This is a genomic window from Streptomyces sp. NPDC029044 (genome assembly GCF_040637495.1).
Classification (GTDB): Bacteria; Actinomycetota; Actinomycetes; order Streptomycetales; family Streptomycetaceae; genus Streptomyces.
The window spans coordinates 193,755-206,986 of the sequence record NZ_JBEZWN010000005.1; the positions used below are offsets into that span (position 1 = coordinate 193,755).

Consider the following 13,232-nt stretch of genomic DNA (forward strand, 5'->3'; position numbering starts at 1 on the left):
GTGATTAATGGGATGTCGCTCAATATTGCCGGAGTTCAGGTCTGATGGGCGTGAACAGTGAGTTCACATGGACGACCTCGACGACCTGCACGACATGGACCACCGGATCGTTTCGACGCTCAGGGAGTGCGGCACCGACCCGCGTGTGGCCGGCGCCGCGCGTGCCCTGTCCTGGGCGGGGGAGCACGCGGCGCTGTGGCTGGCGGCGGGACTCGCCGGAGCCGCCGTCGACGGCGGACGACGCGGCGCCTGGCTGCGCGGCACGGCCCTCACCGTGGGGGCGCACCTCGTCAGCATGGGAGTGAAGCGGGTCGTGCGCCGACCGCGCCCCGCCCACGTCGAGCCCTTGGTGCGCACCGCCGGCCGGCACTCCTTCCCCAGCTCGCACGCCACCTCCGCGGCGGCCGCCGCCGTCGCCTTCGGCGCGCTCGGAGCACACGCGGTCCCGCCGCTCGCGGGCCTGGTGTGCGTCGCACGGCTGGTGGCCGGTGTCCACTTCCCCACGGACGTCGCCGCCGGCGCGGCCCTGGGCGCCCTCACGGCCCGGCTCGGCGCCCGCTGGATGCGGGGAGGCGCCCACCATGACTGAGACGGCCGTCCTGCGGCAGCGCGCCCACCAGGAGCGGCCCGCGCCACCCCGCAAGGGCGGTCTCCTGGCCGGTCTCCTCAGGACCGCGCGCCCCAAGCAGTGGGTCAAGAACGTCCTCGTGGTCGCCGCCCCGGCCGCCGCCGGCGAGCTCTTCTCCCGGCACGCCCTGGCCCAACTCGCGCTGGTCTTCGTCCTCTTCACCGCCTGCGCCGCCGCCGTCTACCTCGTCAACGACGCCCGCGACGCCGACGCCGACCGCGCCCACCCCGTCAAGCGGCACCGCCCGGTCGCCGCCGGGCAGGTTCCCGTGCCCGTCGCCTACGCCGTCGGCGGCTGCCTCGGCATCCTCGCGCCCGTCGCCGCGGCCCGGCTGTGCGGCCCGGCCGTCGCCGCGCTGCTGACCGCCTACCTCGCCATGCAACTGGCCTACTGCATCAGCCTCAAGCACGTCCTCGTCGTCGACCTCGCGGTCGTCACCACCGGCTTCCTGATGCGGGCGATGATCGGCGGACTCGCCCTCGGCATCCCGCTGTCGCGCTGGTTCCTGATCACCACCGGCTTCGGCGCCCTGTTCATGGTGTCGGCCAAGCGCTACTCGGAAGCCGTCCAGATGGCCGGAAAGGCGGGCGCCACCCGGGCGTTGCTCACCGAGTACACCACCGGCTACCTCCGCTTCGTCTGGCAGCTCGCCGCCGGTGTCGCCGTCCTCGGCTACTGCCTGTGGGCCATGGAGGAGGGCGGCGTCCCGCACACCAGCGTGCTGCCCTGGCGCCAACTGTCCATGGTGGCCTTCATCCTGGCGATCCTCCGGTACGCCGTCTTCGCCGACCGCGGCACGGCCGGCGAACCCGAGGACGTCGTCCTGCGCGACCGCGCGCTCGCGCTCATCGGCGTGGCCTGGGTGGCGATGTACGGCCTGGCCGTGGCGAACTGGTGACCACGCGCCCCCGGCGGAGCACCGGGCTCCCGGACCGCCGGGAACTGACCGGCTTCGCGGCTGTCGGCCTCCTCGCCTACGCCGTCGACCTCGCCCTGTTCACGTACCTGCGCGGGCCCGCCGGACTCGACCCGCTCCCCGCCAAGTCCCTGTCCTTCCTGGCCGCCTGCACGGTCGCCTACGCGGGCAACGCCCTCGGCCCCTACCGGAGCGCACGCGCACCGGGCCTGCGCCCGTACGTCGTGTTCTTCGCGGTGAACCTCGCCGGAGCCGCCGTCCAGCTGCTCTGCCTGGCCGTCAGCCACTACGGCCTCGGGCTCACCTCACAGCGCGCGGACACCGTCTCCGGCGCGGTCATCGGTATGGCACTGGCCACAGTCCTGCGGTTCTGGGGTACCCGTACATGGGTGTTCCGGGCGGAGGGCAGAGTCGGATCATGGACTGGCTGAAAAAGCTACCGGTGATCGGGCCGTGGGCGGAACGGCTGATGATCACGCACGCGTGGCGGTCGTACGAACGGCTGGACCGCGTGAAGTGGACGCGGCTGGCCGCCGCGATGACCTTCACGAGTTTCGTCGCGCTGTTCCCGCTGCTGACGGTGTCCGCCACCATCGCCGCCGCCACGCTCAGCACGGGGCAGGAGGAGAAGCTCCAGGACAAGCTCGCCGAGCAGGTCCCCGGCATCTCCGACCAGCTGGACATCGCAGGCCTGGTGGACAACGCCGGCACGATCGGCCTCATCGCGGGCGCGCTGCTGTTCTTCACCGGCGTCAGCTGGGCCGGCTCGATGCGCGAGTGCCTGCGGGCGGTGTGGGAGCTCGACGACGAGGAGGAGAACCCCGCCCTGCGCTACGGCAAGGACGCGGGGGTCCTGCTCGGCCTCGGCGGCGCGCTCCTCATCACCATCGCCGCCTCCGCCGTCGCCTCCGCGATGATCGGCTGGATCACCCGGGAACTCGGCATCGACGAGGGCGGCTGGGGCGGGGTCCTGCTGCACATCGCCGCGTTCCTGATCGCCGTCCTCGCCAACTTCCTGCTCCTGCTCTACGTCCTGACCCTGCTGCCCGGCGTCGAGCCGACGCGCCACCGCCTGTTCGTGGCGGCGCTGACCGGCGCCATCGGCTTCGAACTGCTGAAACTGCTGCTCAGCGGCTATCTACAGGGCGTGGCAGCGAAGAGCATGTACGGCGCGTTCGGGGTGCCCGTCGCGCTGCTGCTGTGGATCAACTTCACCTCGAAGCTGGTGCTGTTCTGCGCCTCCTGGACGGCGACGCAGAGCAAGGAGGACGAAGTCCCCGAGATCACGGGCGAGTCCGGCGGCGCACCAGATCCGGCAGCGGCCAGCGGCGGTTGACCAGGAACGCGCCGCCCGCGAGCAGCACCAGCACCCCGCCCGTGATGCCGAGCGCGGTCCCGATACCGCTGGAGCCGTCCGCGGCCGGGGCACTGGCCACCGGCTTCGAACCGGGCCCGGCCGTGCCGCCGGCCCCGTCCCCCGAGCCGCCCGCCTCGCCGGAGGGGTTCGCGCCGGGCTTGGCCTGCTCGGCGCCCTTGGGCGGCACCAGCTCACCCACCGGCTGGACCTTCCCGGCCGCCTTGAAGCCCCAGTCGAACAGCCGGGCCGTCTCCTTGTAGACCTCGTTGTGCTCGGGCTTCTCCGGGTTCATCACCGTGACCAGCAGCACCTTGCCGCCGCGCTCGGCGACACCGGTGAAGGTGGCGCCGGCGTTGGTGGTGTTGCCGTTCTTGACGCCCGCGATGCCCTCGTAGACGGGCACGTCGGAGTCGCCGGCCAGCAGCCGGTTGGTGTTCCGGATCTCGAAGGGCTTACGGACCGTCTTGCCCTTCTTGCCCTTCTTCGTCTCGCCGGGGAACTTCGCCGTGACCGTCGAGGCGTACTCGCGGAAGTCCTTCTTCTGCATCCCGGAGCGGGCGATCAGCGTCAGGTCGTAGGCCGACGAGACCTGCCCCTCGGCGTCGTAACCGTCCGGGCTGACCACGTGCGTGTCGAGGGCCTGGAGTTCCTCGGCGTGCTCGTTCATCTCCGCGACGGTGTTCTCGACGCCCTTGTTCATCGCGGACAGCACGTGCACGGCGTCGTTGCCGGACTGAAGGAAGACACCGAGCCACAGATCGTGGACGGTGTACGTCTCGTCCTCCTTTATCCCGACCATGCTGGAGCCCGGGCCGATACCGGCGAGGTCGGAGGGGACGACCTTGTGCTTGGTGTCCCTCGGGAACTTCGGCAGCAGCGTGTCCGCGAACAGCATCTTCAGCGTGCTCGCCGGGGCGAGGCGCCAGTGCGCGTTGTGCGCGGCCAGCACCTCCCCGGACTCGGCGTCCGCGACGATCCAGGAGCGGGCGCTCAGGTCCTTCGGCAGCACCGGCACGCCACTCGCCAGGTTCACCTGCGTGCCGGGCCTGCCGAGCCGGGCGCCGCCCACGCCCGACATCGAGGCCGGGGGAGTGACCGAGGGGCTCGCGCTCGCCGACGGGCTGCCCGAGGGCTTCGGGGCGGCGACGGCGACGGGCGCGGCCAGGGCGAGGGACGACAGGACGGCGGAGGTGACCAGCAGGGATCGCCTGGTGGTCTGCTTCGGAGCGGGCACGGTCGGAAACGTACATGCCGTACGGGGTGAAGTCCCGTCTCCGGCCCCACCCCGCGAACGGAACCGGACAGGGCTTGGCGATACTGGGTGCATGAAGCTCAGCCGCCCCGTCTCCTGGTTCCTGCTCGCCTTCGGGGTGTGGAGCTGGGTCATCTGGATCACTTTCGTCAAGAACCTGGTCAAGGACAGCAGCGGGCTCGCGTTCGACGACGGTCATCCCACGGGGTACTTCTGGGTGCACCTGGTGCTCGCCGTCGTTTCCTTCGTATTGGGGACGGTCGTCGGGGCCATCGGGTTGCGTGGTCTGCGCGCACTGCGCCGGACGTCATAGGGCGATCAGGAGACACGACACCGTGGTCATCGTTTTCGTACTCGTCGCCGTGCTGGTCATGGCCGTCATCGTGACGGCCAACTGGTACGTGTGGCGCCGCCTGTTCCGCGACACGACCCGGGGCGCCGGCCTCACGCGCCGTGCGGGCGCGGTCCTGATCGCCGGCGGCTGGATCCTGGCGATCACGGCCCTGGTCGCCGAGCGCGCGGGCGCCCCGTTCTGGCTCCAGCAGGTCCTCGCCTGGCCGGGCTTCCTGTGGCTGGCCCTGTCGATATACCTGCTGCTGGCGGTGCTGGCCGGGGAAATCGTCAGACCGCTGCTGCGCCGCTTCCTCGAACACCGGGCGAGACGGACGGGCCAGGGCGCACAGCCCGGCCCGGCTACTCCCACCCCGCACGCCCCGTCGGGTTCCAGGGGCACACCGGCCACGGCCCCCGCCTCGCAGCCCGACGGCGATGGCGCGGCCTCCACCGCGACCCCCGTGCCTGCGGCCGGCGCGCGGGCGGGCGGCGGCGGAGCGAACGCTTCCGCGGCACCCGCAGCCGCTTCGCAGCACGACGGCGGTATCGGCGCGGCCGCGACCGCCGCGCCGCAGGCGAACGGCAGCGGTACCGCCCCCGCCCCCGAGGCCGGCGGAACTCCTGCCTCGGGGACCGCGACAGGCTCGCGGGCGGGCACCGCCACCACCCACGCACCAGCGCCCGGGCAGCCGGCGTCCGCAGTCGCCGCGCAGTCCGGTCGCGGTGCCTCCGCCACCGTCCCCCACCTGCCGAGCGGCCAGGGCGCGGACGCGTCGCCCGAGGGCTCCCCGGAGCCCCCTGCCGCCCCGGCTCCCACCGGCACCGCCACCCCCGTCGGCCCCACCCGGCGCCTCTTCGTGTCCCGTGTCGTCGCCGGGGCCGCCGCGGCGGCCGCCGTCGGGACCGTGGGGTACGGGACGTACGGCGTGCTGCGCGGGCCGCAGGTCAAGCGGGTCACCGTGCCGCTGGCCAAGCTGCCGCGCGCCGCGCACGGGTACCGGATCGCCGTCGTCAGTGACGTGCACCTCGGCCCGGTCCTGGGTCGCGGCTTCGCGCAGAAGGTCGTCGACACGATCAACTCGACCCAGCCCGACCTGATCGCGGTCGTCGGCGACCTGGTCGACGGCAGCGTGAAGGACCTGGGGCCGGCGGCCGCCCCGCTCGCGCAGCTGAGGGCCCGTCACGGCTCCTACTTCGTCACCGGCAACCACGAGTACTTCTCCGGCGCCGAGCAGTGGGTGGAGGAGGTCCGCCGCCTGGGCATCGACCCCCTGGAGAACGCCCGCAGGGAGATGCCGTACTTCGACCTGGCCGGGGTCAACGACGTGGCCGGCGAGGAGGAGGGCCAGGGCCCCGACTTCGCGAAGGCGCTCGGTGACCGGGACACCGCACGCGCGTGCGTCCTGCTCGCCCACCAGCCCGTCCAGATCCACGACGCCGTCGAGCACGGCGTCGACCTCCAGCTCTCCGGCCACACCCACGGTGGCCAGCTCTGGCCCGGCAACCTCATCGCCTCCGGCGCCAACCCCACCCTCGCGGGCCTGGACCGCTACGGCGACACCCAGCTCTACGTCTCGCGCGGCGCCGGCGCCTGGGGCCCGCCCACCCGCGTGGGCGCCCCGTCGGACATCACCCTGATCGAGCTGGCGTCGAGGCAGGCCTGAGCGCGGCGACTCTGTGGGAACGCTGTGAGAACGGACGGAAGCGCCCTTCGGTAAGTTCTTTCCCAACTCGCCAGATCTCCCTTCCCCCTGCTCAAAACCCTGTGATTGGGTGAGCCCGCCACGAAGGGTGTGGCATACGCACAAGGGCCTCAACAGGCCTCAAAGGGCCTGGGGAGGGCACAGCCGATGCGATCGGTTCGCATACGGATACTCGCGGGGCTGCTCGTCCTGGCCGCCGTGGGCGTGGGCGCCTGGCAGCTCCTGCCGTCGCAGGACGACGCGAAGACCATCACGGTCGGCACGACGGACGGCGTCACCTCGCTCGACCCCGCCGGCGCCTACGACGCGGGCTCCTGGGCGCTGTTCAGCAACGTCTTCCAGTCGCTGCTGACCTTCGCGCCGGGCGGCACCGCCCCTGTGCCTGACGCGGCGAAGAACTGTGCGTTCGTCCGGGGCGACCTCACCACCTACCGCTGCGAGCTGCGCGGCGGCCTCACCTTCCCGAGCGGCCGGACGATGGACGCCGAGGACGTGAAGTACTCCTTCGACCGGATCCTGAAGATCAAGGCACCGGTCGGCCCGGCGTCCCTGCTCGGCACGCTCGGCTCCGTCGACGCCGACGGCATGACCGTCACCTTCCACCTGACCTCGCCGGACGCGACGTTCCCCTTCAAGGTGGCCACCGGCGCCGGCTCGATCGTCGACCACACCGCGTACCCGGCGGGCAAGCTGCGCACCGGCGACCGCGTCGACGGCACGGGCCCGTACACCCTCACCTCGTACGCGAAGGACCGGGACGCGGTCCTCGCGCCCAACCAGCACTACCGGGGCGCCGTCAGCGGCACCGGCCGGCCCGTCGAACTGCGCTACTACGCGACCCCCGAGGCCCTGGACACCGCCTGGAAGGACAAGCAGGTCGAGGTCGCGACCGACCAGCTGCCGCCCGGCGTCCTGGCCGGCCTCAACCCGAGCGACCCCAGCCAGCGCGTCTACGAGGCCGACGGGTCCGAGACCCGCAACCTGTACTTCAACACCCGCGCGGGCAAGCCGCTGCACGAGGCGGCGGTCCGCCGGGCCATCGCCTGGCTGATCGACCGCGAGCGGCTGGCCGCCACCGTCTACGACGGCACCGTCGACCCGCTGTACTCCCTGATCCCGGCCGGCCTCACCGGGCACACCGCCTCGTTCTTCGACGACTACCCGAAGCCGGACCCGGAAAGGGCCCGGCAGCTGCTCACCCGGGCCGGTGTGAGCCTGCCGGTGCACTTCACCTACGGCTATGCGAAGGGCCGCGGGGCCGGCGAGCAGGAGGGCGCCGAGATCAAGAAGGAGCTGGAGGCGAGCGGCCTGTTCAAGGTCACCCTCAAGGGCTACGAGTGGACGGCCTTCCAGAAGCAGTGGGCGAGCGGCAGGCTCGACGCGTACGCCGTCGGCTGGGTCGCCGACTTCCCCGACCCGGACACCTTCGGCGCCGCGCTCGTCGGCACCGGCAGCGCCATGAACACCGGCTACAGCAGCAAGACAGTCGACCGGCTCATCAAGGACAGCCGGCGCTTCGCGGAGCGCACCGAAGCCGACCAGGACTTCCGCTCGGTGCAGCAGACCGTCGCCCAGGACGTCCCGGTGCTGCCGCTGTGGCAGGCCAAGGAGTACGTCGTCACCACCGAGGACGTCGGCGGCGGCCAGTACCTGTCGGACGGCACGGGCGTGTTCCGGCTGTGGAGCCTCACCACGCTCTGACGGCCCGCCCGGCCGCGGCTCAGGGGTCGGTGCGCCGCCGGGCCGCCGGATCGGGGATGGCGTTCGTCATCCCCGGCAGGAACTCCGTGAACAGCTCGTGCACCTCGCGCACGAGCGGCCGCAGCACCCGGAAACGGGCCAGGGCGACGCCCCGCGCGGTGAGCCGGGCGCCGCGCTCGGCGAGCCGGTAGCTGCGCTCGCGCCCCTCGGTGCGGTCGAAGATCCAGTACAGGACGAGTCCCATCTGGGACAGCCACATCAACTCGGGCAGGATGTCCCGCAGTTCCTCGGGGACCTTGGTCTTGGTTGCCCCGGCGAGCACCTCCCGGTGGACGCTGATGGCCTCCTCGCGCGCGTGCTCCGACTCGGGGGAGAAGGGGCTGAGCGGGCTGTCCGGGTCGGCGGCGTTCTTGAAGAACTGCACCGCGAACTCGTGGTAGGGCGCGGCGATGTCCAGCCAGGCCCGCAGCACGCCCGCCAGCCGGGCCTCCAAGTCGCGCTCCCGGTCCAGGATCTCCCGGACCGCCACCTGGTGCTCGGCGGCGATCCGGTCGTAAAAGCCCTGGATCAGGTGCTCCTTGCCCGCGAAGTAGTAGTACGCGTTGCCGACGGAGACCCCGGCCTCCTTGGCGATGGCCCGCATCGTCGTCTTGTCGTAGCCGCGCTCCTGGAACAGCCGCATGGCCGTCTCCAGGATCAGGGCGCGGGTCTGCTCGGACTTGGTGGGGGTGGCGCCGTCGTCGGGGCCGTCGTTCATCGCGGGCACGGGAAGAGAGCCTAACGTCAGCACCGGTGCGGCTGACGGGGGGCGCAGGTGCCGTCGGCGCAGCCCGGCGCGGTGTGGCTCCACCCGCTGCCGGGAGCGTACGACCAGCCGTCCGCGCGCCGGTACACCTGGCCGCCCCACTGCGCGCCGCCGCGCTGCCCCCGAGCCCCTCGCCACTTGGCGGCGGCGAGCACGGCCCCCTTGGCGAGCAGAGCGCCGGACGGGGTGCTCAGCCGGTGGGCGAGCCGGCGGTGCCCGCGCAGCGCCCATAGGGTGACCACCCAGGCGGCGGGGCCCCGGTAGACCTGCCCGGCGTCGCCGACGACGGTGATCTCGTCGAGGGTGGCTCCGTGGTCGAGGCCGGGAAAGCGCCGCCGGGCCTCCTCGGAAGCGGCCGGGACCAGCTCCAGCGGCACCAGCTTCGGCTGCCGCAGGAGCCAGTCGCGCAGGAACGCACACAGGGAGCACTCGGCGTCGTACAGGACGGTGAGCCGGCGGACGGGTGCGATGGCGTTCACGAGGCGCTCCGCTCAGGCCTGCGCCTGCGGGGCGACCCAGCCCTGCGGCGGCACCGGCGGGACCTGCTCCCGCTCCATGGCGCCCCGGCGCCGGATCCGGTTGAGCACGTAGACGTTGGCCAGGTGCATCACGCCGAGCACCAGCAGCACCACGCCGAGCTTGGTCGACAGGGCCTCGAAGATGCCGCGCGCGTCGGTGATGGTCTCGTCGTCGCTCAGGTACAGCGCCACGAAGCCGAGGTTGACGAGGTAGAAGCCGACCACCAGGAGGTGGTTGACGGCATCGGCGAGCTTCTCGTTGCCGTGCAGCACGTCGGCGAGGAAGACCCTCCCGTTCCGGCTGAGCGTGCGGGCCACCCAGATCGTCAGGCCGATGCTGACCAGCAGGTAGATGACGTAGGCGATGACCGTGCGGTCCATAGCCCCACCCTTCTTGAACACGTTCAAAACGCTGTCGGAGATGACTCTAGACCTACTTTTGAACATGTTCAACACGATGGCGCGGAGTGCTTGCCAGTGGCCTCTCGTACGTTCCCGGCATGGGAGGAGCCGGTCGGAGGGCGGGAAGACGAACGGGCCCGACGTGCCGCCGTGCGGTGGAGGCGGTCAGGTCGGGCTGCGGTATGCCGTCGGAGGAGACGGTGACGACGAACGGGGGATCGTCAGCGTGCCGTTGGAGGTGTCAGGAGCCCTGCGACGGGTGGCCGGAACCGGCCTGCATCCGGCCGGTCCGGGGCCCCGCGACTCAGTCGCTCGTTCTCGCCCGGCCGGCCTGGAGAATCTCCGCCACGTCGAGGGTCACCTTCGCGCCGACGGAGTCGGGGAGGGTGACGAGCTCGCCGGGGGCGTGGGGGCGGTGGTTCTCGTAGCCGCTTCCCACCGGGTCGGTCAGGACGTGGAGGCGTTGGTGCTTGCGGTCCACGATGACGTAGACCGGGACCTTCGCCTCGGCGTAGGCGGCGACCTTGGTCTTGAGGTCGTCCTTCCAGTTGCCGGAGGTGACCTCCAGGACGAGACGGAAGCAGGCCGGGTCGTAGGCGTTGTTCTCGACGAGGTGGTCGTCGATGTCGGCGTCCACCACCACGAGGTCGGGGATGGCGTAGTCCTCGGCGCCGGTGGGGAGCCATAGTCCTACGTTCTGGAGAACCTCGGTTTCGCCGTCGTCCAGTCCTGCTGCGATGAACGGACGCATGAGTTTGGTCAGGGCTCGGGCGTGAGGTGCATCCGGGGACGGGGTCACGAGGAGATGGCCTCCGATGATCTCGACGCGGTAGCCCGGATGGCGCTCCATGATCTCGTCGGCGATGGTCGTCAGGGTGACCGGCTCTCCGTCGTGGAAGGGCTGCTCGACGGAAGCTGCGGACATCAGGTGCCTCCTGGGAACTGGTGTCGAGAGCATCATCGTAGGTCGGACACCCCCCGCACGTCCGGTCCCGGACTCGTTCACCCGGTGGTGTGGCATATGCCAGAGGGCCCCGTCTCCAGCGGAAACGGGGCCCTCAAGCGCAAGCGGTCGACCTCAGTAACGGCGCGTGATCAGCGCCCGCTTCACCTCGGCGATCGCCTTCGTGACCTCGATGCCGCGCGGGCAGGCGTCCGTGCAGTTGAAGGTCGTGCGGCAGCGCCACACGCCGTCGCGGTCGTTCAGGATCTCCAGGCGCTGCTCGCCGGCCTCGTCACGCGAGTCGAAGATGAAGCGGTGCGCGTTGACGATGGCGGCCGGGCCGAAGTACTGGCCGTCGTTCCAGAAGACCGGGCACGACGTGGTGCAGGCCGCGCAGAGGATGCACTTCGTGGTGTCGTCGAAGCGCTCGCGGTCCTCGGCCGTCTGGAACCGCTCACGCGTCGGCTCGTTCGTGTCCTTCGTGATGAGGAAGGGCATGACGTCGCGGTACGCCTGGAAGAACGGCTCCATGTCGACCACGAGGTCCTTCAGGACCGTGAGGCCCTTGATGGCCTCGACCGTGATCGGCTTCTCGGGGTTGATGTCCTTGATCAGCGTCTTGCAGGCCAGACGGTTCTTGCCGTTGATCCGCATCGCGTCCGAGCCGCAGATCCCGTGCGCGCAGGAGCGGCGGAACGTCAGCGTGCCGTCCAGGTCCCACTTGATCTTGTGGAGGGCGTCGAGGACACGCTCCTTGGGGTCGATCTCCACCTGGAAGTCTTCCCAGACCGCCTCGGCGGCGACCTCCGGGTTGAACCGGCGGATGCGGAAGGTGACCGTGATGTAGGGGGAGTCGGCGAAACCGGGCTCGGGCTTGCCGGCCGCGTCTTCCTTGTCCAGAACGGGAGTAGCCATCAGTACTTACGCTCCATCGGCTGGTAGCGGGTCTGGACGACCGGCTTGTAGTCGAGACGGACGGTTTCGGAACCGTCGGCGCCGACCTCGCGGTACGCCATGGTGTGCCGCATGAAGTTGACGTCGTCGCGGTTGGGGTAGTCCTCGCGGTAGTGACCGCCGCGGGACTCCTTGCGGGCCAGCGCGGAGACGGCCATGACCTCGGCGAGGTCGAGCAGGTTGCCCAGCTCGACAGCCTCCAGCAGGTCCGTGTTGAACCGCTTGCCCTTGTCCTGGATCGCCACGTTCTTGTAGCGCTCGCGCAGCTCCGCGATCTTCTCGACCGCCGTCTTGATCGTCTGCTCGGTGCGGAACACCATGACGTTGGCGTCCATGGTCTCCTGGAGCTCGCGCCGCAGCTCGGCCACCCGCTCGTTGCCGGTGGCGTCGCGCAGCCGCTCCACCTGCTCGACCACGAGCTCGGCCGGGTTCTCCGGCAGCTCGACGAACTCCGCCTTCTGCGCGTACTCCGCGGCCGCGATACCGGCGCGCTTGCCGAAGACGTTGATGTCCAGCAGCGAGTTCGTGCCGAGGCGGTTGGCGCCGTGCACGGACACGCAGGCGACCTCACCCGCGGCGTACAGGCCGGGAACGACGGTGGTGTTGTCCGCGAGGACCTCACCCTCGACGTTCGTCGGGATGCCGCCCATGGCGTAGTGCGCGGTGGGCTGGATCGGGATCGGGTCCGTGTAGGGCTCGATGCCGAGGTAGGTGCGGGCGAACTCCGTGATGTCCGGGAGCTTCGCGTCCAGCTGCTCCGGCGGGAGGTGCGTGAGGTCGAGGTAGACGTGGTCGCCCTCGGGACCGCAGCCGCGGCCCTCACGGATCTCCGTGTAGATGGAGCGGGACACGACGTCACGGGACGCGAGGTCCTTCATGACCGGCGCGTACTTCTCCATGAAGCGCTCGCCGTCCTTGTTGCGGAGGATGCCGCCCTCACCGCGGGCGCCCTCCGTCAGCAGGATGCCCATGCGCCAGATGCCGGTCGGGTGGAACTGGAAGAACTCCATGTCCTCCAGCGGCAGCCCGCGGCGGTAGACGGCCGCCTGGCCGTCACCGGTCAGCGTGTGCGCGTTCGACGTCACCTTGAAGAACTTGCCGCAGCCGCCGGACGCGTAGACCACGGACTTCGCCTGGAAGACGTGGATCTCGCCGGTGGCCAGTTCGTAGGCGACCACACCGGCGGACTTCTTGACGCCGTCGACCTCGGTGATCAGCTGGTCCAGGACGTAGAACTCGTTGTAGAACTCCACGCCCTCCTTCACGCAGTTCTGGTACAGCGTCTGGAGGATCATGTGGCCGGTGCGGTCGGCCGCGTAGCAGGAGCGGCGGACCGGGGCCTCGCCGTGGTTGCGGCTGTGACCGCCGAAGCGGCGCTGGTCGATGGTGCCGTTCGGGGTCCGGTTGAACGGCAGGCCCATCTTCTCCAGGTCGAGGACGGAGTCGATGGCCTCCTTCGCGAGGATCTCGGCGGCGTCCTGGTCGACCAGGTAGTCACCGCCCTTGACCGTGTCGAAGGTGTGCCACTCCCAGTTGTCCTCCTCCACGTTGGCCAGCGCGGCGGCCATGCCGCCCTGCGCGGCGCCCGTGTGGGAGCGGGTGGGGTACAGCTTGGTCAGGACCGCGGTGCGGCTGCGCTTCGTGGACTCGATGGCCGCGCGCATGCCCGCGCCACCGGCGCCGACGATGACGGTGTCGTACTTGTGGATCTTCATGATTC

Annotated in this window: 14 protein-coding genes; 7 read left to right on the forward strand and 7 right to left on the reverse strand. The window is 70.8% G+C overall.

The genetic code is table 11. The annotated features are described in order from the left end of the window. Positions 1-67: 67 nt before the first annotated feature. From AB0E85_RS07150 to AB0E85_RS07165, 4 genes are read left to right on the forward strand one after another with little or no spacing between them, the layout of a single operon-like run. Complete coding sequence (locus AB0E85_RS07150) at positions 68-589, forward strand: phosphatase PAP2 family protein (protein ID WP_361923462.1); 522 nt, start codon at positions 68-70, stop codon at positions 587-589. Next, a complete protein-coding gene (locus tag AB0E85_RS07155; RefSeq protein WP_361923465.1) occupies positions 582-1,526 on the forward strand; it encodes a decaprenyl-phosphate phosphoribosyltransferase in 945 nt (314 codons plus the stop codon). The genes AB0E85_RS07150 and AB0E85_RS07155 overlap by 8 nt, the downstream gene beginning before the upstream one ends. Further along, positions 1,523-1,975, forward strand: coding sequence for a GtrA family protein (locus AB0E85_RS07160; RefSeq protein WP_361923468.1), 453 nt, complete (start codon positions 1,523-1,525; stop codon positions 1,973-1,975). The genes AB0E85_RS07155 and AB0E85_RS07160 overlap by 4 nt, the downstream gene beginning before the upstream one ends. Beyond that, positions 1,963-2,880 (forward strand): YihY/virulence factor BrkB family protein, encoded by a 918-nt coding sequence (locus AB0E85_RS07165; protein WP_361923471.1) that lies wholly within the window; start codon positions 1,963-1,965, stop codon positions 2,878-2,880. The genes AB0E85_RS07160 and AB0E85_RS07165 overlap by 13 nt, the downstream gene beginning before the upstream one ends. Here the strand turns inward: AB0E85_RS07165 and AB0E85_RS07170 are convergent. Then, a complete protein-coding gene (locus tag AB0E85_RS07170) occupies positions 2,828-4,135 on the reverse strand; it encodes a D-alanyl-D-alanine carboxypeptidase (protein WP_361923474.1) in 1,308 nt (435 codons plus the stop codon). The genes AB0E85_RS07165 and AB0E85_RS07170 overlap by 53 nt on opposite strands. A gap of 91 nt (positions 4,136-4,226) precedes the next feature. On the opposite strand from AB0E85_RS07170, the gene AB0E85_RS07175 reads away from it, so the two are divergent. From AB0E85_RS07175 to AB0E85_RS07185, 3 genes are all read left to right on the forward strand, one after another. Beyond that, a complete protein-coding gene (locus AB0E85_RS07175) occupies positions 4,227-4,466 on the forward strand; it encodes a hypothetical protein (protein ID WP_361923477.1) in 240 nt (79 codons plus the stop codon). 22 nt (positions 4,467-4,488) lie between these two features. After that, positions 4,489-6,150 carry a metallophosphoesterase gene (locus AB0E85_RS07180; protein WP_361923480.1) on the forward strand — a complete coding sequence of 554 codons (1,662 nt, stop codon included), beginning with the start codon at positions 4,489-4,491 and terminating at the stop codon, positions 6,148-6,150. 186 nt (positions 6,151-6,336) lie between these two features. Then, the gene (locus AB0E85_RS07185) at positions 6,337-7,890 is read left to right on the forward strand and encodes an ABC transporter substrate-binding protein (RefSeq protein WP_361923483.1); all 1,554 of its coding nucleotides are present in this window, start codon (positions 6,337-6,339) and stop codon (positions 7,888-7,890) included. Positions 7,891-7,909: 19 nt separating this feature from the next. Here AB0E85_RS07185 and AB0E85_RS07190 read toward each other — a convergent pair whose 3' ends face one another. The 6 genes from AB0E85_RS07190 to sdhA all read right to left on the reverse strand — a co-directional run bounded on the left by AB0E85_RS07190 (position 7,910) and on the right by sdhA (position 13,227). Further along, on the reverse strand, positions 7,910-8,656 hold the full coding sequence (locus tag AB0E85_RS07190; protein WP_361923486.1) for a TetR family transcriptional regulator: 747 nt from the start codon (positions 8,654-8,656) through the stop codon (positions 7,910-7,912). Positions 8,657-8,673: 17 nt separating this feature from the next. Continuing rightward, on the reverse strand, positions 8,674-9,174 hold the full coding sequence (locus tag AB0E85_RS07195; protein WP_361923489.1) for a DCC1-like thiol-disulfide oxidoreductase family protein: 501 nt from the start codon (positions 9,172-9,174) through the stop codon (positions 8,674-8,676). 12 nt (positions 9,175-9,186) lie between these two features. Continuing rightward, positions 9,187-9,594, reverse strand: coding sequence for a hypothetical protein (locus tag AB0E85_RS07200; protein WP_031107864.1), 408 nt, complete (start codon positions 9,592-9,594; stop codon positions 9,187-9,189). A 325-nt stretch (positions 9,595-9,919) separates the two neighbouring features. Continuing rightward, positions 9,920-10,540: a Uma2 family endonuclease gene (locus AB0E85_RS07205; RefSeq protein WP_361923492.1), complete on the reverse strand. Its 621-nt coding sequence runs from the start codon at positions 10,538-10,540 to the stop codon at positions 9,920-9,922. A gap of 153 nt (positions 10,541-10,693) precedes the next feature. After that, positions 10,694-11,473 (reverse strand): succinate dehydrogenase iron-sulfur subunit, encoded by a 780-nt coding sequence (locus AB0E85_RS07210; protein WP_030842154.1) that lies wholly within the window; start codon positions 11,471-11,473, stop codon positions 10,694-10,696. Further along, positions 11,473-13,227: a succinate dehydrogenase flavoprotein subunit gene (gene sdhA / locus AB0E85_RS07215; RefSeq protein ID WP_361923495.1), complete on the reverse strand. Its 1,755-nt coding sequence runs from the start codon at positions 13,225-13,227 to the stop codon at positions 11,473-11,475. The genes AB0E85_RS07210 and sdhA overlap by 1 nt, the downstream gene beginning before the upstream one ends. Positions 13,228-13,232 lie beyond the last annotated feature (5 nt).